At 70.6% G+C, this 19,676-nt stretch carries 18 protein-coding genes and 2 tRNA genes; 6 read left to right on the top strand and 14 right to left on the bottom strand.

What is annotated here, in order from left to right:
- Nucleotides 1-24 precede the first annotated feature (24 nt).
- The 6 genes from NNL39_RS09745 to clpX all read right to left on the bottom strand — a co-directional run bounded on the left by NNL39_RS09745 (nucleotide 25) and on the right by clpX (nucleotide 6,201).
- Nucleotides 25-852, bottom strand: coding sequence for a carbohydrate ABC transporter permease (locus NNL39_RS09745; protein ID WP_255159090.1), 828 nt, complete (start codon nucleotides 850-852; stop codon nucleotides 25-27).
- Nucleotides 845-1,798 (bottom strand): carbohydrate ABC transporter permease, encoded by a 954-nt coding sequence (locus NNL39_RS09740; RefSeq protein WP_255159089.1) that lies wholly within the window; start codon nucleotides 1,796-1,798, stop codon nucleotides 845-847. Before NNL39_RS09740 ends, NNL39_RS09745 begins: the two co-directional genes overlap by 8 nt.
- The gene (locus tag NNL39_RS09735) at nucleotides 1,795-3,015 is read right to left on the bottom strand and encodes an ROK family transcriptional regulator (RefSeq protein ID WP_255159088.1); all 1,221 of its coding nucleotides are present in this window, start codon (nucleotides 3,013-3,015) and stop codon (nucleotides 1,795-1,797) included. The genes NNL39_RS09740 and NNL39_RS09735 overlap by 4 nt, the downstream gene beginning before the upstream one ends.
- A 269-nt stretch (nucleotides 3,016-3,284) precedes the next feature.
- Entirely contained in the window at nucleotides 3,285-3,809 is a 525-nt protein-coding gene (locus tag NNL39_RS09730) for a pyridoxamine 5'-phosphate oxidase family protein (protein WP_255159087.1), read from the bottom strand.
- 18 nt (nucleotides 3,810-3,827) lie between these two features.
- Nucleotides 3,828-4,910, bottom strand: coding sequence for an ATP-binding protein (locus tag NNL39_RS09725; protein ID WP_255159086.1), 1,083 nt, complete (start codon nucleotides 4,908-4,910; stop codon nucleotides 3,828-3,830).
- A 10-nt stretch (nucleotides 4,911-4,920) separates the two neighbouring features.
- Nucleotides 4,921-6,201, bottom strand: coding sequence for an ATP-dependent Clp protease ATP-binding subunit ClpX (gene clpX / locus NNL39_RS09720; RefSeq protein WP_255159085.1), 1,281 nt, complete (start codon nucleotides 6,199-6,201; stop codon nucleotides 4,921-4,923).
- A 185-nt stretch (nucleotides 6,202-6,386) separates the two neighbouring features.
- Here clpX and NNL39_RS09715 point away from each other — a divergent pair, with 185 nt between their 5' ends.
- The 3 genes from NNL39_RS09715 (at nucleotide 6,387) to NNL39_RS09705 (ending at nucleotide 8,528) form a co-directional block, all read left to right on the top strand.
- The gene (locus NNL39_RS09715; protein WP_255159084.1) at nucleotides 6,387-7,019 is read left to right on the top strand and encodes a hypothetical protein; all 633 of its coding nucleotides are present in this window, start codon (nucleotides 6,387-6,389) and stop codon (nucleotides 7,017-7,019) included.
- A gap of 120 nt (nucleotides 7,020-7,139) precedes the next feature.
- Nucleotides 7,140-7,835 carry a YcnI family copper-binding membrane protein gene (locus tag NNL39_RS09710; RefSeq protein WP_255159083.1) on the top strand — a complete coding sequence of 232 codons (696 nt, stop codon included), beginning with the start codon at nucleotides 7,140-7,142 and terminating at the stop codon, nucleotides 7,833-7,835.
- Nucleotides 7,836-7,847: 12 nt separating this feature from the next.
- A complete protein-coding gene (locus tag NNL39_RS09705; RefSeq protein WP_255159082.1) occupies nucleotides 7,848-8,528 on the top strand; it encodes a copper resistance CopC family protein in 681 nt (226 codons plus the stop codon).
- Nucleotides 8,529-8,603: 75 nt separating this feature from the next.
- On the opposite strand, the gene NNL39_RS09700 is transcribed toward NNL39_RS09705, so the two are convergent.
- From NNL39_RS09700 to NNL39_RS09690, 3 genes are all read right to left on the bottom strand, one after another.
- Nucleotides 8,604-9,266: an ATP-dependent Clp protease proteolytic subunit gene (locus NNL39_RS09700; RefSeq protein ID WP_255159081.1), complete on the bottom strand. Its 663-nt coding sequence runs from the start codon at nucleotides 9,264-9,266 to the stop codon at nucleotides 8,604-8,606.
- Between the two features lie 27 nt (nucleotides 9,267-9,293).
- Nucleotides 9,294-9,881, bottom strand: coding sequence for an ATP-dependent Clp protease proteolytic subunit (locus NNL39_RS09695; RefSeq protein ID WP_255159080.1), 588 nt, complete (start codon nucleotides 9,879-9,881; stop codon nucleotides 9,294-9,296).
- Between the two features lie 120 nt (nucleotides 9,882-10,001).
- Nucleotides 10,002-10,583, bottom strand: coding sequence for a hypothetical protein (locus NNL39_RS09690; RefSeq protein ID WP_255159079.1), 582 nt, complete (start codon nucleotides 10,581-10,583; stop codon nucleotides 10,002-10,004).
- 68 nt (nucleotides 10,584-10,651) lie between these two features.
- On the opposite strand from NNL39_RS09690, the gene NNL39_RS09685 reads away from it, so the two are divergent.
- The gene (locus NNL39_RS09685) at nucleotides 10,652-11,251 is read left to right on the top strand and encodes a GNAT family N-acetyltransferase (RefSeq protein WP_255159078.1); all 600 of its coding nucleotides are present in this window, start codon (nucleotides 10,652-10,654) and stop codon (nucleotides 11,249-11,251) included.
- 57 nt (nucleotides 11,252-11,308) lie between these two features.
- Here NNL39_RS09685 and tig read toward each other — a convergent pair whose 3' ends face one another.
- Nucleotides 11,309-12,682: a trigger factor gene (gene tig, locus NNL39_RS09680; protein ID WP_322972910.1), complete on the bottom strand. Its 1,374-nt coding sequence runs from the start codon at nucleotides 12,680-12,682 to the stop codon at nucleotides 11,309-11,311.
- A gap of 45 nt (nucleotides 12,683-12,727) precedes the next feature.
- Nucleotides 12,728-12,804 (bottom strand) — tRNA-Pro (locus tag NNL39_RS09675).
- A gap of 149 nt (nucleotides 12,805-12,953) precedes the next feature.
- On the opposite strand from NNL39_RS09675, the gene NNL39_RS09670 reads away from it, so the two are divergent.
- Nucleotides 12,954-13,027 (top strand) — tRNA-Gly (locus NNL39_RS09670).
- Nucleotides 13,028-13,220: 193 nt separating this feature from the next.
- Here the strand turns inward: NNL39_RS09670 and NNL39_RS09665 are convergent.
- The 3 genes from NNL39_RS09665 to NNL39_RS09655 all read right to left on the bottom strand — a co-directional run bounded on the left by NNL39_RS09665 (nucleotide 13,221) and on the right by NNL39_RS09655 (nucleotide 15,901).
- Nucleotides 13,221-13,604 (bottom strand): ribonuclease E inhibitor RraB, encoded by a 384-nt coding sequence (locus tag NNL39_RS09665; RefSeq protein WP_255159077.1) that lies wholly within the window; start codon nucleotides 13,602-13,604, stop codon nucleotides 13,221-13,223.
- Between the two features lie 277 nt (nucleotides 13,605-13,881).
- Nucleotides 13,882-15,372: a hypothetical protein gene (locus tag NNL39_RS09660; protein WP_255159076.1), complete on the bottom strand. Its 1,491-nt coding sequence runs from the start codon at nucleotides 15,370-15,372 to the stop codon at nucleotides 13,882-13,884.
- 7 nt (nucleotides 15,373-15,379) lie between these two features.
- Nucleotides 15,380-15,901, bottom strand: coding sequence for an RNA polymerase sigma factor (locus NNL39_RS09655; RefSeq protein ID WP_255159075.1), 522 nt, complete (start codon nucleotides 15,899-15,901; stop codon nucleotides 15,380-15,382).
- A gap of 82 nt (nucleotides 15,902-15,983) precedes the next feature.
- On the opposite strand from NNL39_RS09655, the gene NNL39_RS09650 reads away from it, so the two are divergent.
- Complete coding sequence (locus tag NNL39_RS09650) at nucleotides 15,984-19,610, top strand: SCO7613 C-terminal domain-containing membrane protein (protein ID WP_255159074.1); 3,627 nt, start codon at nucleotides 15,984-15,986, stop codon at nucleotides 19,608-19,610.
- The last annotated feature ends 66 nt before the right edge of the window (nucleotides 19,611-19,676 follow it).

Here is a 19,676-nt window from a genome sequence, read left to right as displayed (position 1 = left end):
ATTCGGATGGGTGGTTCTCGGGGACTACTTGAGCCCCGAGCTGGCGACGCCCTGGATGATGTACTTCTGGGCGAAGATGTAGAGCGCGAGCATCGGCAGGATGCTCACGACCGAGCCGGCCATGACGACGTCCCACGCCGTCGTGTACTGGCCCTGCAGTCCGGCGAGCGCGATCGGCAGCGTCTGTAGCTCGGGGTCGCGCAGCACGATGAGCGGCCACAGGAAGCTGTTCCAGCTGCCCATGAAGGCGAAGATCGTGAGCGTCGCGAGCGCCGGCTTGATGTTCGGCAGCACGATGGAGAAGAAGATGCGGAAGTGGCCGGCGCCGTCAAGCGTCGCCGCCTCGTCGAGCTCGCGCGGCACCTGGTTGATGGCCTGCCGCAGCAGGAAGATGCCGAAGGCGCTCGCGAAGGTCGGCAGCAGGGCGCCGAGGTAGGTGTTGAGCAGACCGAAGGCCTTGAGCTCGGCGAACAGCGGCACGACGAGCACCTGCAGCGGCACCATCATCGTCGCGAGGTAGACCGCGAACACGATCCCCCGCCCGCGGAACGGCAGCCGACTGAAGGCGTACGCCGCCGTCGCACTCGTGAACAGCTGCACGAGCGTCGTGATGACGGCGAGCATGAGGCTGTTGAGCACGACGCGCCCGAAGGGCCGCTCGGTGAAGAGCGTGGCGTAGGCCTCGAACGAGGGGTTCTCGGGCCAGAGCTGGGGCGTGATCGAGAAGCCCGCTCCCGGCGTGATCGAGGTGACGAACGTCCACAGGAACGGGAAGAACATCGCCAGCGCGCCGAGGATGATCGCGATGTGCAGCACGACCCAGCTCGTGCGGCTCGTGGTGCGCTCACGCATAGTGCACCCACCGCTTCTGGCCGATGATCTGCACGACGGTGACGGCGAGGATGACGGCGAAGAGCATCCATGACAGGGCCGCCGCCTCGCCGGCCGCGCCGTAGCGGAACGTGAGGTCGTAGATCTGCTGCACGACGACCTGGCTCGAGCCCGCCGGGCCGCCGCCCGTCATCGCATAGACCTGGTCGAAGACCTGGAAGCCGTTGATGAGTGAAATCACGACGACGAAGAACGTGCTCGGGCTCAGCATCGGCAGCGTCACGCTGCGGAAGCGCTGCCACGCGTTCGCACCGTCGACCTTCGCCGCGTCGTAGAGTTCGGGGTTGATGGCCTGCAGGCCCGCGAGCAGGATGACCATGACGAAGCCGAGGTCCTTCCACGCGCTCGCGAGGATGATCGAGGGCATCGACCACGCGGGCTCGGTCCACCAGCCGGGGCCGTCGATGCCGACCCAGCCGAGCACCGTGTTGACCACGCCGTTGCTCGGGTTGAGGAGCCAGCGCCACACGATCGCCACGGCGATCCAGCTCGTGACCACGGGCAAGAAGTAGATGCCGCGCCAGAACGCCCGGCCCTTGAGCGTGCGGTTGAGCCCGAGCGCCAGCAGCAGGCCGCCGACGTAGACCAGCGGCAGGTAGCCGAGGATGTAGTACAGGGTGTTGCCGAAGACGCTCGCCGTGGCGGGGTCGTTCAGCAGCTGCACGAAGTTGTCGATGCCGACGAACTGCATCGGCGTGATGAGGTTCCAGTCGTTGAGGCTGATCCACGCGGCCGCGACCATCGGCACGAGCACGAACAGCAGCAGCGGCACGGCGCTCGGCAGCAGGAACGCCGCGACCGTGAGGCCGTAGCGCCAGCCCCGCTTCTTCCGCGGACGCACGGGGGCGCTGACCGGCGCGACCGGGGCGCGGTCGACGAGGCTCGTCTGCAGGGTCGACACGCTCACGAGGGCTCCCCCTGCGGCGCCGCCTGCTCGACCAGGCGCTGACGCACGAGGTCGCCCTGCTCGCCCGCGACGCCGTCGGCGTCGAACGGCGTCGCCAGCACGAGCGTCGCCGCGCCCTGGGCCCAGCTGTCGTCCTGCCAGCTCTCGACCGCCACCGCCACGCCGCGACGCGACGGCATGAGCGCGGCGCGGAACGCGGGCTCGAAGCCGAACGACCAGTGCGCCCAATCGGTCGTGCCCTCGCCGAGCAGGATGATGACCTCGGGATCGAGCGCGTGCACGAGACCCGCGAGCGTGCGGCCGAGCAGGTGCCCCGCCTCGCTGAAGACCGTCGTCGCGGCCGCGTCGCCCGCGGCAGCAGCGTCGCGCAGCGCGCCGATGCCGGCATCGGTCGCGATGATGCCGCGCTCACGGGCGATGCGCACGAGCGCACCCTCACTGATGAAGGTCTCGAGGCAGCCGCGGTTGCCGCAGCTGCAGCGCGGGCCCTCTTCGCGCACCGGGATGTGGCCGATCTCACCGGCTCCGCCGCGCGTACCGCGCACGATCGCACCGTCGATCACGATCGCCGCACCGACGCCGGTGCCGATCGTCACGACGAGGAAGTGGGCGTGGCGTCGGCCGAGGCCGTAGAGCCGCTCGGCCATGGCCACGGCGTTCACGTTGTTCTCGACCAGCACGGGCAGCCCCAGCTCGCGGCGCAGGCTCGAGCCGATCGGCGCGTTGGTCCAGCCGAGTTGGGTGGAGTTGACGATGCCGGTGCCCTGCGCATCCACGTCGCCCGGAACCCCGACGCCGATGCCCAGCAGCGGGGTGTCGGCGCCGCCTGCGATGAAGCGGCGCAGGCGGTCGGCGAGAACGGCGAGCATCGTGCTCGCGGCGGCGTCGAAGGGCTCGCTCGCAGTGCGGCCGACTGTGCCGTCGATGCCGACCTCGACGAAGGCGAGGTGGTCGGCAGCGACCTTGACCCCGACGGCCCGACCGGCGCTCGCGACGAGCCCGAGCATGCGCGCGGGGCGCCCGCCCTGGCTGGCCTGGTGGGCGAGCTCGCGGATGAGCCCGTCGGAGATGAGATCTTTCGAGAGCTGCGTCATGAGGGCCGGCGAGAGCGACAGCGAGCGGGCGAGCTCGGCGCGCGAGGCGGGACCGTGCGCCCCCAGGTGCGCGAGGATCGCGGACCGGTTGACGTCGGTGCGTGCCATCGGGCGAAGCGCCATTGCTGATCCCTATCGTGAGTGCCGTTCTTACTTCAGAACTAAACAAACCATAGAATGAAGTTCGGAAGCATGTCAACACCCCGCGTCGGCGATCTCCACAACTCAGGAACACGCGGCAGGAAACACCCGCGACACGCCGGCGGACGGCCGGCGGGCGCGACGAGCGCGACGCGACTCCTGAATTGTGGAGGCGCGGGATGGCGGACGCCCGCGGGATGGTGGAGTCGCGCGGGGCGCGGGATCGTGGACGCGCGCGGGGGTGCCGGGGGCTAGTGCGCCGTGCGGTACCAGTGCCGAACGTGCTGGCGGTCGTGCCGCGCCTGCCAGAACTCGACCTCGGTGGGCGTCAGCGCCCACGCCGCCCAGTCGGGGTTGTGCGGCTCGGTCACCGCCGGGCGCGCGGCCCAGTCGGCCGCGGCGACCGCGCTCGGCAACTCTTCGACCTCGCCCGTGATGCGTACCTGCCGCCCCACCTCGGGCCAGTAGAAAGTGAGGGCCGCACTGGGGTTCGCGGCGAGGTCGATGCCCTTGCGGGTCGAACGCGCCCCCGCGAACACCCACTGGCCGTCGACGAGATCTTTCAGGATGAGCGTGCGCGCCGTCACGTGCCCCGTCGGTCCCGCTGTCGACAGCGTGCAGGCGTGCGGCTGCGCGACCCCGCGGGCCAGCGCATCGTCGAGCCACTGCAGAAACAGCTCGTGCGCCGTCGCCGGGGCGACCGCGGGGTCGAACTCAGGCAGCTCGTCGGGGAAGGCGGGCAGCGCCCGCAACCGGTCGCGCAGAGACTCGCTCATGCCGCCAGGGTAGCCCGCTCAGCCGCGAACGGGCACGCGCACATCGGCGCCGCCCTCGTGCGTGTATCTGGCGCGCATGCGCACAACCCCGTCGGCGGGCGCGAACCCTCCGGCGAGCAGCGCCTGCCCCTGCTCGAAGACGGCCGCGCGGGCCATGAGCTCGCTCGGCACGAAGCCGAAGACTGAACCGAGCTCAGCCAGATCGGCCGGCGAGCTCATCTTCATCAGTCCGAGGTTGTCGCACTGCGAGATGACACCCGGGTGCACCTTTGAGGGGCGCTGCGTCGACAGCAGCATCCACAGCCCGTACTTGCGCCCTTCGGCGGCGATCTGGATGATGCGCTCGCGCACCGCCACCGCGAGCGGCCCCGACAGCTCGGGCGAGCACACATTGTGCGCCTCATCGATGACGATGAGCACGGGTCGGCGCTGCTCGCGCTTCTGCCACAGGTCGTCGAGCACCGACAGCACGACGGTGAGCGCCTCATCGGGATGCGCGAACCCGCCGACATCGAGCACAGTCGCATCGGGCCGCTCGTCGATGAGCTCTGACGCTGCCGCGTGCTTCCCCGCCCACATCTGCCAGTCGAGCACCCCGAGGTTCTCGATGCGCTGGGCGATGGCCCGCTGACCCGGGTCGCTCGAGTCGAGCAGCTGTTGCATGAGCGCCGTCGCCTCGGCCGCAGCGCCGACGGCGCTGAGATGCAGGAACGCGTTGTACTCGGCTCGATCGACGATGGGGTCGAGCCGCAGCACGGCCGCCTTCGACTGCGGCAGCATCGACGAGAACCGCGCTCGCAGGTCGTCGCCGGGCAACGATGCGGGGCGCAGCACGCGGATGTCGCGGGCCGACAGTGCCGCCGCGATCTCCGCATCCACCCCCTCGCGCACCTCGCCGAGCCGCACGAAGTCGGCGTTCGGGTCGACGATCACGAGCGGCAGCTCGGTGCGCAGCAGCAGCTCTTCGAGCACGACGCCGAGCGCGTAGGTCTTGCCCGATCCGCTCTGCCCGCACCAGAACGTGTGCCGGTTGAACTTCGCGGCCAGCAGCGCGGCGGGCGCGGTCGCGCCGTCGACGGTGCCGACGGCGAGCTCGGTCATGAGCGTGCGGCTAGGCCGACTTCTCGCGCCGGGGGGCGATGCTGCGGGGCACGATCGTGGGCGCCGCGTTCTCCATGACGGCGTCGCGCGTGACGACGATGCGTTCGACGTCGTCGTGCGACGGCACCTCGAACATGATCGGCCCGAGCACCTCTTCGAGGATCGCCCGCAGGCCGCGCGCGCCCGTCTGCCGCAGCACGGCGAGGTCGGCGATCGCGTCGAGCGCGTCTTGCTCGAACTCGAGCTCGACGCCGTCGATCTCGAACATGCGCTGGTACTGCCGCACGAGCGCGTTCTTCGGCGTCGTGAGAATCTCGATGAGGGCGGTGCGGTCGAGCGGCGTCACGGTCGTGACGACGGGCAGGCGCCCGATGAACTCGGGGATGAGCCCGAACTTGTGCAGGTCTTCGGGCAGCACCTCGCTGAAGAGGTTCTTCTCGAGCGACTTGTCGTGCAGCGGGGCGCCGAAACCGATGCCGCGCTTGCCGGCGCGCTGGCTGATGATGTCTTCGAGCCCCGCGAAGGCGCCCGCCACGATGAAGAGCACGTTCGTCGTGTCGATCTGGATGAACTCCTGATGCGGGTGCTTGCGCCCGCCCTGCGGCGGAACGCTCGCGACCGTGCCCTCGAGGATCTTCAGCAGGGCCTGCTGCACGCCCTCGCCCGACACGTCGCGCGTGATCGACGGGTTCTCGGCCTTGCGCGCGATCTTGTCGACCTCGTCGATGTAGATGATGCCGGTCTCGGCCCGCTTGACGTCGAAGTCGGCGGCCTGCAGAAGCTTGAGCAGGATGTTCTCGACATCTTCACCGACATAGCCCGCCTCGGTGAGGGCCGTCGCGTCGGCGACCGCGAAGGGCACGTTGAGGCGCTTCGCGAGCGTCTGCGCCAGGTAGGTCTTGCCACAGCCCGTGGGGCCGATGAGCAGGATGTTGCTCTTGGCGATCTCGACGTCGTCGGCGAGCTGGTCGGCCGCCGTGATGGTCTGGCGGGCCCGGATGCGCTTGTAGTGGTTGTAGACGGCGACCGAGAGCGACTTCTTCGCCGCGTCCTGCCCGATCACGTACTCCTCGAGGAAGGCGTAGATCTCTTTCGGCTTCGGCAGGTCGAACTCGGCCGACTCGGCCTCGCCCGATTCGGCCAGTCGCTCTTCGATGATCTCGTTGCACAGCTCGACACACTCGTCGCAGATGTACACGCCGGGGCCGGCGATGAGCTGCTGCACCTGCTTCTGGCTCTTCCCGCAGAACGAGCACTTGAGCAGGTCGGCGGTCTCTCCGATGCGAGCCATGGCCTCACCCCTCATTCAGGCAGCGGATCGACAGCGAGCCGACCCTGCAGCGAGCCTAACGCGGCGCGACGACGTTCGTCGTGCACCGTGCCCCTCCCGGGTGTCGCGTGGAAAGCAGACCGGTCGGCCGAGCTCTCCGAATACTCTGCGAGCCCTCATCCGACGGGCCCTAGGCTGGAGAGACCATGGTGACATCCGACCGCTTGAGATCGCGTCGATCGCGACTCGCGTCGGCGTGGATCGTCGCGACGGTGTCGACGGTCGTGGCCGCCACGGGGCACGCCCTCGCCGGCGGGGGCACCCCCTCGCTCGTCGCACTCGTGCTCGCGCTCTTCGCGTCCGCTCTGCTCGGCACAGCGGTCGTCGGCTCGCGACTGTCGCGCCGCGGCACCGTCGCCGGCGTGGTGCTCGATCAGGTCATCTTCCACACCTTCTTCTCGTTCTTCGGCGCGTCCACCGCCTCCAGCTCGACGACCGCACCCCTCGGTTCCGGGGCGCACCATGCACAACACACCGCACTGCTCACCGTCGCGAATGACGCAAGCGCCGAATCAGCGCTGACATCGGCGATGGTTCTCAGCCACCTGGCAGCGGCAGTGCTGGCCTACGCCATGCTCCGCGGCGGCGTCGCAGCGATCGCGAAGGCCCTGGCGACGATCGGATCCGAGCTCCGACGATCTTTCGATGTCGGCACCGCTCCGACTCCCATCTCACGACCGAGGCTGCTGGCCGACTGGGCACGAGCCACCATGCGTGTCGCGGCACGTCACCTCGACCTGCCCGAGCGGCGCGGTCCACCCGCCGTCGCGGCGGCCTGATCGACGCTGAACCGCACCCCACACTTCTCCCCTTTTGTGCGTGCCCTGCACGCTCGCCGCTCCGTGCCCACCGGGCATGGCCGAGCGTTGCCGCACGCCCCACACAGGAAACGGAACCTCATGAACAACCGCACCCGCATCACCGCCGCTCTGCTCGCCGGCAGCGCACTCGCGCTCGCCGTGCCCACGAGCGCGCTCGCTCACGTCTCAGCGACCGCGTCCAGCACGGCCGCCGGCTCGTACACGGTCGTGACCTTCGCTGTTCCTCATGGCTGCGACGGCTCGCCCACCCAGGTCGTGACGATCGATCTACCCGAAACGATCGTGAGCGTGACACCGACCGTCAACCCCTCCTGGAGCGTCGAGACCGCACGTGTGCCCCTGGCAGAACCGATCGAGTCGGTGCACGGTGGCGACCCGATCACCGATCGTGTCGGGCAGGTCGTGTACACCTCGACCACCGGTGGCCTGACTGACGGTCTGCGAGACACCTTCGCCCTGTCGCTGCAGTTGCCCGCGGGAGAGGTCGGCGATGTCGTCGAGTTCCCCGTGACGCAGACGTGCACCGAGGGGTCGGTCACATGGACCGGTGACGACGTACCGTCGGTCACGCTCACGGCGGCCGTCGACGAGACCCACGGAGGAGTCTCCCACTCAGACAGCACCCCCGCTGATGTGGCGGCCGCCTCCGCAGCCGTCGGGGCGACGAACGTCGATCTCGTGGCTCGCACGCTCGGCATTCTCGGAATCGTCGTTGGCATCATCGGCGTGACCGCCGCCATCATCTCTCGCCGCTCGGCCCGAGCGCGCTCCTAGAAGGGAAAAACCATGCACACCATCGCACGCATCGTGGGCGTCGGCGTGATCGCGGCCGGCCTCAGCCTCGCTGCGGTCTCGCCGGCCGCCGCACACAACTACGTCGTGTCATCGACTCCTGCCGAGGGCGAGGTGCTGACGTCGATTCCGGAGTTCTTCGTGGTGACGGTCAACGACAGCATGCTCGACCTGGGCGGCGAAGGGGCGGGGTTCGCGATCCAAGTCACCGACGACAACGGGCTCTTCTACGGAGACGGCTGCGTCACCGTGCAAGGGCCATCGATGTCGACTCCGGGTGCGCTCGGCGGCGCTGGCACGTACACCATGACGTTCCAGTACATCTCCGCCGATGGACACACGCTCTCTGACCAGCTGACCTTCCGATTCGATCCCGCCGCCGATGCCGTCGGTTCGCCGGGCCGCACGGAGGCTCCGGTGTGCGGCGAGCCGCTCGAAACGGTGCAGCCGACGCCGACCGCCGAGCCGAGCGAGACAGCCGTGGCACAGCCCGAGTCGAGCGAACCTGCCGCGCCCGCGGTTCCCGACGAGTCGGGAACCGTCATCGGCGTTGTGCTCGCGATCGTCGGCGTGCTGGTGGTGGCGGGAGTGGTCGCCGGCGTCGTGCTCTGGCGCCGCAACCGTGCACTCGACGAATCCGAGGCCGCGGCGCCCGACGCGCCCGAGGAGGAATAGACCCTCACCCGGCGATCGACGAGAGCCCCGCATCCTGAATCGGATGCGGGGCTCTCGTCGTGAACGGACGGTGCGTTACGAGGCGATGGCCGCCGGCAGCGTCTTGCGGCTCGTGAGCACCTGGTCGATGAGGCCGTACTCGAGGGCCTCGTCGGCGATGAGGATCTTGTCGCGGTCGATGTCTTTGTTGACCTGCTCGACCGTGCGGTTCGAGTGCTTCGAGAGCGTGTGCTCGAGCCACTCGCGCAGGCGCGCGATCTCTTTCGCCTGGATCTCGATGTCGCTCGCCTGACCGCGGCCGGCATCGCCCGTCGCGGGCTGGTGGATGAGCACGCGCGCGTTCGGCAGCGCGAGGCGCTTGCCCGGCGAGCCCGCCGCGAGCAGCACGGCCGCGGCCGAGGCCGCCTGGCCGAGCACGACCGTCTGGATCTGCGGACGGATGTACTGCATCGTGTCGTAGATCGCCGTCATGGCCGTGAACGAGCCGCCGGGGCTGTTGATGTACATGACGATGTCGCGGTCGGGGTCTTGCGACTCGAGCACGAGCAGCTGCGCCATGACGTCGTCGGCCGAGGCGTCGTCGACCTGCACGCCGAGGAAGATGATGCGGTCTTCGAACAGCTTCGCGTAGGGGTCTTGCCGCTTGTAGCCGTAGGCGGTGCGCTCCTCGAAGCTCGGCAGGATGTAACGGCTGCTGGGCATGCCGGGGTTCGCGGCGCCGTAGGTGGGGAATTCCATGAGTGTCGTCCTTCGTCTCTCGGCGCGTTACTTGTCAGCCGTGCCGCCGCCGCCGACGATGTCGGCAGCCGAGGCGCGGATGTGGTCGACGAAGCCGTAGGCCAAGGCCTCCTCCGCCGTGAACCAGCGGTCGCGGTCGCCGTCGGCATTGACCTGCTCGACCGACTTGCCCGTCTGGGCCGCCGTGATCTCGGCGAGGCGGTGCTTCATGTCGGTGATGAGCTGCGCCTGCGTCTGAATGTCGCTCGCCGTGCCGCCGAAGCCGCCGTGCGGCTGGTGCAGCAGCACGCGCGCGTTCGGCGTGATGTAGCGCTTGCCCTTCGTGCCCGCCGTCAGCAGCAGCTGGCCCATCGAGGCCGCCATGCCGATGCCGACCGTGACGATGTCGTTGGGCACGAACTGCATCGTGTCGTAGATCGCCATGCCGGCCGTGATCGAGCCACCGGGCGAGTTGATGTAGAGGTAGATGTCTTTCTCAGAGTCCTCCGCCGCGAGCAGCAGCAGCTTGGCCGCGATCTCGTTGGCGTTCTCATCGCGCACCTCCGACCCCAGCCAGATGATGCGGTCTTTCAGCAGTCGGTCGAAAACACTGTTCGGCATTGCCGGTTCAGCCATGGAAGGAGCTCCTGTTCGTCTCGTGCTTCGAATCTACAGAAGCGCACGAGCGCGAACGGCCGTGTTCGCCGTGGGCAGAGCCGTGCTCGGCGAACTCGCGGGGAGGGCCCTGCCCCGCGGCTACTCTTCGACGACCGAGATCTCGTAGAACGAGCCGTCGAACGACGTGACCGTCGCCACGACGAAGCCGCTCGCCGACGAGGTCTCGTAGGCGCAGCGCACGTCCTGGCCTTCGAAGATCTCGATGTCGTCGGTGCCGCAGTCGACGAACGGGGCCTCACCGAGCGAGTCGGTGATGGCCTGCGCGGTGAGGTCGGCGAACGCCTGCGCGCTCTCGAGCGCCGACTCGGGCGCGGGCTGAGGCGTCGCCTCCGAGCCCACGACCTCGATCTCGTAGTCGGTGCCGTCGACCGCCGTGATCGTCACGACGTAGCCGCCCGTCGACTCGGTCGCCGGGTCGAACGCCGAGCACTCGACCGAAGCCCCGACCTCGAGCGGCACGTCTGCCGAACCGCAGTCGATCTCGACCGTGAAGCCCTGCTCGAGCACGACGCCCTCCGCCGCGAGGGCGAGATCCGAGGCGGGCACCGTGACGGCGCCGTCGACGCGCTCGGCATTCGAGGTGTCGATGGGCGCGGCACAGCCGGCAAGCAGCAGCAGGGCGGCCGCTGCACCCGCGGCGAGAGGAAGAAGACGACTCATGCGGTGACGCTACTCCCGCGGCATGTCGGGGGCAATGAGCAAAAAGTACCCGCCTCTACAGTGGCTGCATGCCCCTGCTGCGCCCCGCCACCCTCGACGATCTGCCCGCCGTCATGCGCATCTGCACACTCACGGGTGACGACGGCCGCGACGCGAGCGGACAGTACGACGCCCCGGAGCTGCTCGCCCACCACTGGGCCGCTCCGCACCTCGTCGCCGACCCCGGTCTCGCCACGATCGTCGTCGACGACGACGGCCCCACCGGCTACCTCGTCGCGACCGCCGACACCGTCACGTTCGAGGCATGGTGCGAACGGATGTGGTGGCCGGCGCTGCGCGACCGGTACCCCCTGCAGGCCCCGCGCCGCGATCGCGACCAGGAGCTCGTCGCGCTGCTGCACGCTCCCGAGGGGACCCCCGCATCCATCACCGGTGCGTACCCGGCGCACCTGCACATCAACCTGCTGCCGCGCGCGCAAGGCCTCGGGCTCGGCCGCGCGCTCATCGAGCGCCTGCTCGGTCAGCTGCGCGAGCGCGAGGTGCCGGGCGTGCACCTCGGCGTCTCGGGCACGAACGCCCGCGCGATCGCGTTCTACGAGCACCTGGGGTTCGTGCGGCTCGCCATAGAGGACGACGGCGGCATCATCATGGGGATGCGCCTGGCTTAGCGGGAACGACGAAGGGCCCGGCGCCGCAGCGCCGAGCCCCTCGTGACGGTCGGCGACCTAGTGGTCGTGGCCGCTGTGCTCGTCAGAACCGTGGTCATCGTGATCGTGACCCTCGAGGTCGTCGGTGTCGATCGCCTCGGCGACCGGCGCGACGGCAGCGGCCGTGAACGCGGTGAGGTCGACGGCCTTGCCCTTCGAGTCGACGACCTTCGCCTTGCTGAGGGCGACCGAGAGCGCCTTCGAACGGGCGACCTCGCCGACCATGCCGGGGATCTGGCCGTTCTGGTCGAGGATCTTGATGAACTCGCCCGGCTCCATGCCGTACTGAGCGGCGCCCTGGATGAGGTACTGCGTCAGCTCGTCCTGGCTGACCTTCACCTCCTCCTTCTCGGCGAGCGCGTCGAGGAAGATCTGCGTGCGGAACGTCGTCGTGCTCGACTCGGTCACTTCGGCGCGGTGCTCGTCGTCCTCCAGGCGGCCCTCGTTCTCGAGGTGGCGGTGCACCTCGTTCTCGACGAGCGCGTCAGGCACCGGGATCTCGACCTTCTCGAGCAGTGCCGCGAGCAGCTTGTCGCGCGCCTGCGCGCCCTGGCCGAACGACTTCTGCTTGAGCAGCTGCTCGCGCACGTCGGCCCGCAGCTCGCCGATCGTGTCGAACTGGCTGGCGATCTGCGCGAAGTCGTCGTCGGCCTCCGGAAGCTCGCGCTCCTTGACCGAGATGACGGTGACCTCGATCTGGGCCATCTCGCCCTCGTGGTCGCCGCCGAGCAGCTTCGACTCGAACGTCATGGTCTCGCCCGCCGTGAGGGTCTCGACGGCGTCGTCGATGCCGTCGATGAGCTCGCCCGAGCCGAGCTCGTACGAGATCGAGTTGGCGGTGTCGACCGTCGTGCCGCCGACCGTGGCGATGAGGTCGAGCTGCACGAAGTCGCCCTTGGCGGCGGGACGGTCGACCGTCACGAGCGTGCCGAAGCGGCTGCGCAGGTTCTCGAGCTCGGCCTCGACCTCGTCGGGGGTCACATCGGTGGCGTCGACCTCGATCTTCAGGCCGTCGTACTTGGGGATCTCGAACTCGGGACGAACATCCACCTCGACCGTGACCAGCAGGTCGCCCGAGAAGTCCTTCTCGCTCGGCCACTCGGCGATGTCGGCCTGAGGACGACCGAGGGCACGCAGGCCCTGCTCCTGCACGGCGGCGCGGTAGAAGCCGTCGAGGCCCTCGCTCACCGCGTGGTTGAGCACCTCGGCGCGGCCCACGCGCTGATCGATGATGGGCGGCGGCACCTTGCCCTTGCGGAAGCCCGGAATGTTCACCGTCTCGGCGATGTGCTTGTAGGCGTGCTGGATGCTCGGCTTGAGCTCATCGGGCGTGACGGTGATCGCGATCTTGACGCGCGTCGGGCTGAGCTTCTCGACCGTGGACTGGACCAAAGGGGTTCTCCTGAATATGTGTGCTGAGTTCGTGGGCGAGGGTGCTGGTCGGGGCGACAGGATTTGAACCTGCGGCCTCCCGCTCCCAAAGCGGGCGCTCTACCAAGCTGAGCTACGCCCCGAAACCGTGACCGTGGACCACGTCAGCGTCACGACGCGGCGTCGCTTCGAAAAATGGCCTCGGCAAGTCTAGCCGAGTCGCCGGGCCCCTCCACTGGGTGCCCGCTCCGATGCGTTACCCTAGAGGTTGCGCGGGTTTCGAGCCCGATGCGGGGCTGTAGCTTAGTGGTAAAGCCTTAGTCTTCCAAACTAATGATGCGGGTTCGATTCCCGTCAGCCCCTCCATCGCCGGGACGGCTGGCCCCTCAGGGGCCAGGCGGCTCGGCGATCGTTTTGTCGTGAATCGAACCCTCGGGTGGGCCCACGCCGCCGGAGGCTCCGCGCGCCGCGCAGCGGCGTGTGGAGGGGCGGTGGGGACGATTCCCGTCAGCCCCTCCACCTTCCCGAACACGACCGGCTCGCCGGTCTCCGTCGAGGCTCAGAGACTCGCTTCCCAACCGTCGTAGTCGGCACCCGGATGCGCCGCCACGATCGACTCGAAGGAGATCCTGGCCTCCATCACCGCGTCGGGCGATACGACGGCGTCGTGGCGTTCAGCGATGACGATCCAATCGCCGTTATCTGTCGCTGCTGGTTGCACGGCCTGAAGCGCCCACCCGGCTTCCTCGACCGACGCCGCGGCCGTCCGAGCGCTCGACTCGTCGGGGAAGTAGAGGAAGTGAACCCAATGGCGAGGGCTCGCGAGATCACTGCGCTCGCTGAGGATTTCCAGGAGCTGATCGTCGCCTGCGTGGCCAGTTGAGAACGCGCTCCGTGACGGTGGCTTCTGTCGTCGAGTCGGCGACCGGGGCGAAGTCCCCATGGCCAGCAGGGGGTGGCCACCTCATTGGCTTCCACGGATGCGGAACTTCGTGAACTTGATTCGCGAACTTCCGCATCCGTGGAAGTCACGGGAAGTGCGACCCCGACCCGTTGCCGGAGGATCTCCCGCCAGCGACGGACCGCGGCCGAGGTCTGGGCCTGGGTCTGGGGCTGGATCTGGGGCTGGATCCGGGAGGAACGGCCCGCGTCCGCCGGGCACGCGCGCACGACGACGCCCCCGCAGCCCAACCTGCGGGGGCGCCGTCTTCACGGGAGGTTCAGTCTTCGAGGAACGGGGTGATCTCGCCCTCGAAGGGTGCGGGCAGCTCGATGACACCGTCGACGAGCGAGACGATCGTGTTGAAGAAACCGTCCGGGTGCTGCATCGCGAAGCCCGGCACGAGCCAAGCGTTGCCGTCGGCGTCCCACATGAGCAGCAGCGTCGCCTCGGCCGAGTCGACCGTCACCGTCACCTGCTCGGGCTCGGGCAGCGGCGCCGGCTCCGTCGTGGGCTCCACGATCGGCTCCTCGCCGGGCTCCGTCGGCTCGACCGGCTCGGTGGGCTCCGTCGGCTCGGTCGGCTCCGTCGGCTCCACGGGCTCGGTCGGCTCGGTGGGCTCCGTCGGCTCGACGGGCTCCTCCCCAGACGTACCCGGCTCGGTCGGCTCCTCGGCCGGGGACGAGACCGACGTGTCCCCTCCCGCGGTCGCCGGCACCGCATCCCGCGCCAGACCCGACTCGGCGGCGAGGATGTTCATGCCGCCCTGGTACTCGGGGCCAGCGGCGCCGTACCAGCGGCCGTCGTCGAGGCGCTCGACCGCAGCGGTCGCCGAGATCGTGCCGAAGTCGCCGCGGTCGACAACCTCGATCGAGTGACCGTAGGCCCAGGCGATCTCGCCGAGCGGGCTCCACGCCACGCTGTAGTCGATCGCCGTGTCGACGCCGTCGACGCGCAAGCTCGCGGTCGCCATCGTCTGCCACACGTCAGAGAACACCCGCACGTCACCGGGCGCCACGTCGATGCCCATCGACGCGAAGAGCTCGGCGGCCTGGGCGCGGGCCTCGGCGTCGCTCGGGGCGAGCGACTCGCTCGCGGGGATCTCCGGTGCGATGCACTCCTCGAACTCCTCGGTGCCGTTCTCGGTCTCGTACTCGACGAGCTCGCACACCGGCTCGGGGTAAGCGCCGGGGTTGTTGTACCACCAGTTGCCCGTGCCGCTCCAGGTCACCATGATCGACGGACCCGAGCCGTCCTCCGGGCCGACGACGTAGCTCGGCCACGCGGGGTCGAAGTACTCCGACTCGACAGCCTCACCGTCGACGCCGAACCGCTCAGCGAAGTCGGCGAGCACCTGCTCGGGGCTGCCGACGCGACGCAACTGGTACACCCCGCCGCTGCCACCCTCGGTGCCGAGGCCGGGGCCGGCCACGTAGTCGTAGTCGATCCACATGGCGATGCGGGCCTCATCGGCGAGCGCCGACGTCTCGGCGCTCTGCGCGTTCGCCGGCCCGCTGCCCGCCGCGGCCGCCGTGAACAGCGGCGCCTGCGGAGCGAAGGGGTTGGTGACCACGAGCGAGCCGACCGCGACAGCAGCGACCGCGGCGAGCGAGGCGCTCGCGAAGCGGGTCGTTCGCCCGTGGTTCACGAGGCGGGGAGCGCGACGGCCGGGGGCCGACGCGACGAGCTCGGGCGACAGTGCCGGAGCGGGAGCATCCGTGCCAGCGGAACGCCGCAGGCGATCGGTCAGGGGGTCGGTGTTGTCACTCATACCCGGTTTATGTCGCGGGGGCGGGCGATCTTTCAGAACTCGTCGAACCCGGTTCCTCGAGCGCCGCGGCGAGCGCCTTCTTCGCGCGGTGCAGCCGGATGCTCACCGCATTCGCGCTGACCCCCAGCGCGAGCGCCGCATCGCCCACCGACAGGTCGTCCAGCACGACGAGGCCGAGCACCTCGCGGTCGCGCGGGCCGATGGCGGCCCACGCCCGGGCGAGCTCCGCATCCGCCGTCACCAGGGATTCCGCCGAGGGCGCCGAGTCGGGCACCGACAGCAGCCCGAGCACCGAGGCCCGCGCGGCGAGCCGGCGGCGGTGATTCGCCACCTGGAATGCGGCGATGCGATACAGCCACGGCAGCTCCTCCCCCGGCGTCACCGAGTCCCGCTTGCGCCAGGCGATCGCGAACACGTCAGCGGCGAGGTCGTCGACGTCGGAGCGGTCGACGCGGCGGGCGAGATACCGGCTCACGGCGGGCAGGTGCTGGGTGTAGACGGCCACGAACGGCTCGATCGACTCGGGCATGCTGACAGTCTGGCGGCCCGGACCCTGCACAGGCACCCCAACGTTTCCGGCGCGTCGAACGTCACGGCGATAGCGTGAGCGCATGAGCGATACCACCCCTGATCGCGCCTGGGCCGGTCGCGTGCTCTTTCCCCGCTCCGCCGCGGAACTGCGCTCGACGACCATCTGCCCCGCCTGCTTCACGCCGCTGACGTCGACCGTGTGCCGCAGCTGCGGGCTCGATCTGGGCCACGCCGCGGCCGCCGACCTCGCCGCGTCGTCGACAGCGATCGCCGACGCGCTGGATGCCCGCCTCGACCTCATCGGACGCATCCGCCGCGAGACCGCCGCCGCCGCACTCGCGGCTCCCGCCGCGCCCCCCGTGCCGGCCGCGGCCGCGCAGGCCGCAGCGGTGGATTCCGCCCTCGTCGCGCCGCCCGCGAGCACCCCGGCCGTGCCGCCCGCCACCCCCGCCGCGCCGACCGGGGTCGACGGGCCGCGGCGCTCGGGCATCCAGATCGCCCTCATCGTCGTCGGCATCAGCCTGCTCTCGGTGTTCGCCGTCTTCGGCCTCGTCTACGCCTTCGTGACCTACGGCAGCGAGGTGCGCATGGCGATCATCATCGGCGGCACGCTCGCCACAATGGTCGCCGCGGGCGTGCTCGCGCGCCGGGGACTCGGCTCGACCGCGGAAGGGGTGGCGGCGCTCGGCACCGTCATGCTCGTGCTCGACGCCTGGGCGCTGCGCCTCAACGACCCCGCCGGGCTGGGATCAACGCCCGAAGCGCTCTACTGGGGCACCGCCCTGCTCATCGTCGGCGCGACGGCGGCCCTGTGGTCGCGCACCAACCGCCTCGCGACGCCCGGCGTCGTCGGTGCGGGACTGCTGCCGATCGGCGCCGCCCTTGTGACGCTGCACGCCGTGCGCGAGCTGCTGCCCGCGATCGGCGCGGCACCCGAGACCGCTGCGGCACTCGCAGCGCTCATCGTCGCCGCTGGCGCGTGGGCGATCGTTCCGAGCTCGCGCCCGATCGCGCGGCGCGCGGCGCGCACGGTCGCCCTCATCGTCGGCGCGGTGGCCGCCACCGCCGCCCTGCCGCTGCTCATCGAGCTCGACCCGGGGGCGCGGTACTCCCCCGTCGTCGCCGGGCTCGTCCTCGCCGCGGGCGCGCTGCTGCACGTCGTGACGCTCGCGCCTGAGCTGCGCGCCGCCGCGGCGAGCGCGGGCACGACCCTCGTGCTGAGCGCCCTCGGAGGCGGCGCGGCGCTCGCCGCCGTCGTGGGCGCCGTCGTCTCGGCCGCACGCTTCGAGCAAGACCGCGTGATCGTCAGTGCTCCGCTCATCGCCGCCGTCATCATCGGCGTGCTGGCCGAGCAGGGCTGGCGGCGGTCTGCGGCCGGCTCGCCCTGGCGCACAGCGCTCGCGGCCGCGACGCTCACCGCCACGGCGCTCACGGCCGTCGCGGGCGGTCTCGCCGCGATCGTGGCGAGCGCCGCCTTCGTCGAGGCGGGTACGCAGGGCCTCGAAGTGATTCCGCTCGGCGTCGGCGCCCCCGTCGCCTCAGGAGATCCGGCCACAGTCGCCGCGCTCGGCGCGCTCGCCCTGAGCCTCGGCCTCATCGCCGCGAGCTGGGCGAGCCTCGGCGTGCTCGAACGCCGTGCCCGCGCACTCACGCTCATCGCTGCGATCGTGCTCGTGGCGACCGTGCCGCTGTTGCCCGCGTGGTGGGCGGTGATGGCCGCGAACGCCGTGCTCGCCCTCGGCGGCGCCGCGGCCCTGCATGCCGCGAACCGCATCGAGGCGCGGGATGCCCGCCGCGCCCTCATCGCCCTGTGCATCCCGCTCAGCACGGGTGCGGCGCTCGGCGCCTTCGTCACGGCATGGGCGGTGCCCCGAGGCTGGGTCGTCGGCCTGCTGATCGCCCTCCTCGCGATCGGCATCGCGCGGCCGACGACCACCGTCATCGGTCTGCGCGCCGTGTTCGTCGGCACCGCCGCCGCCCTCGTCCTCGGGTCGATGCCCGAGCTGGCCGGCGACCTCGCCCGCGCCGTCCCCGCGCTGCAGCTGAGCCCCGGCAGCGCCGTCATCGCCGGCGCCGCCGTCATCATCGCGAGCAGCCAGCTCGGGCGACTCGCCGCGCTCGAGCAGCGCGTCGTCGGCATCATCGCGGTGCTCGCCGCGATCGGGGCGAGCACGAGCGTGACCCTTCCCGCGGCCGACGAGGCCGTGACCGCGGGCCTGCTCACCGCCGCGCTCGCTCTCGTCGCGCTGCGCGCCCACCGCATCGAGCGCCTCGTCGCCCTCGCGCTGCTGCCGTTCGTCGTGGCGCGCGGCGTCGTGCTCGCGGTCGACGGCGGCGGGATCGAGCCGGCGCTCGTCGCCGCGATCGCGCTCGGCGCTCTCGTCATCATCGCGGTCGTCGCGCTGCTCGTCGCCCCGCGCACGCCCGAGAGCTCGCTCGACGCCCGCGCGCGGTCGGCCCGGTCCGCCCTCGCGGGGCCGGGGGTCGAGCGCATCGTGGGCGATGCCGCGGGGGCCCTGACGGGGCTCGTGATCGTCGCCGACGCCGCCACCCGCTCGGCCGATCCGGGGCTGCTGTTCGTGCCCGTGCTCGTACTCGCGGTGCTCGCGCTCGTCACGGCGATCAGCCGCGACGGCCTCATCGGCTCGACCTCGCCCCGCCGCTTCGTCGGCTGGGTGGCGCTCGGGCTCGCCACGATCGCGCTGTGGATGCGCCTCGCCGACGCCGGCGAGAGGGCCTCCGAGCCCTACGTGCTGCCGCTCGCCGGCGCGATGCTGCTCATCGTCGCCGCGGGAGCCCTGCTCGGTCGTCGCCGCGGCGCGGCTCCCTCGCGCACGGCCGCGCCCCTCACGGCGGCAGCACTGCTCGTGGCGCTGGTGCCCTCGGCCGCGCAGAGCGCCGACGGCACGGATGCGCGGGGCATCGTCGTCGCGCTCGTCGCCGTCGCGCTCGCCATCGTGCCCCTGCTGGCCGAGCGGCGCATCGACGAGCGACTTCCGGGCATGAGCGGCGCCCTCGTCGGGACCGGTCTCACGGCACTCGGACTGCTCGCCCTCGCGCACGCCCTCGACCTGCTCCTCACCGCGAACGGCAGCGCGCTGACGGGCGCCGCCCTGCTGCGCGCTGCGCTCGTCGTGCTCGTGCCGAGCGCCGTCGCCGTCGCCGCCCGCGTGCTGGCCGAGGGCCGGCTGCGCGACATCGCGACGATCGCCGCCCTCGGCACGGCCGCCCTCAGCGCCGGCGCGCTCGGTCTCACCGGGGCCGTCGAGCCGGTGGAGCTCGTGAGCCTGCCCCTCGCGCTCGCCGCGATCGCGATCGGCACGATGCATCTCGACGCTGTGCCCGCTGCGCGCAGTTGGCCATGGCTCGGGCCCGGTATGGCAGTGCTGCTCGTGCCCTCGCTGCTGGCGATCGACGCCGCGGGAGAGCCGCTGTGGCGGGCCGTCGCGCTCGGCGTCGCCGCAGCATCCGTCTTCGCCGGCGGCCTGTGGCGACGCCTGCAGGCGCCCTTCGTGATCGGTGGCACCGTGCTGCTCGTGCACCTGCTCGTGCAGAGCTGGCCGCTGCTCGACCTTGTCGGTCGTTCGGTCGAGTGGTGGCTGTGGCTCGGTCTGGCGGGCGTGCTCATCATCGTGATCGCCGCACGCTTCGAGCGCCGGGTGCAGAACGTTCGCGACACCGCGACGCGCATCGCCCAGCTGCGCTGAGCCCTGTCAACCCCCAGCGGGCGGCAGAACGGCTGTTCTACGGTGGACGGACCTCATCCCCACGAA

The organism is Microcella humidisoli, from assembly GCF_024362325.1.
GTDB lineage: Bacteria > Actinomycetota > Actinomycetes > Actinomycetales > Microbacteriaceae > Microcella > Microcella humidisoli.
Note: the sequence above shows the minus strand (reverse complement) of the source record. Positions and strands in the feature narration are given on the sequence as shown.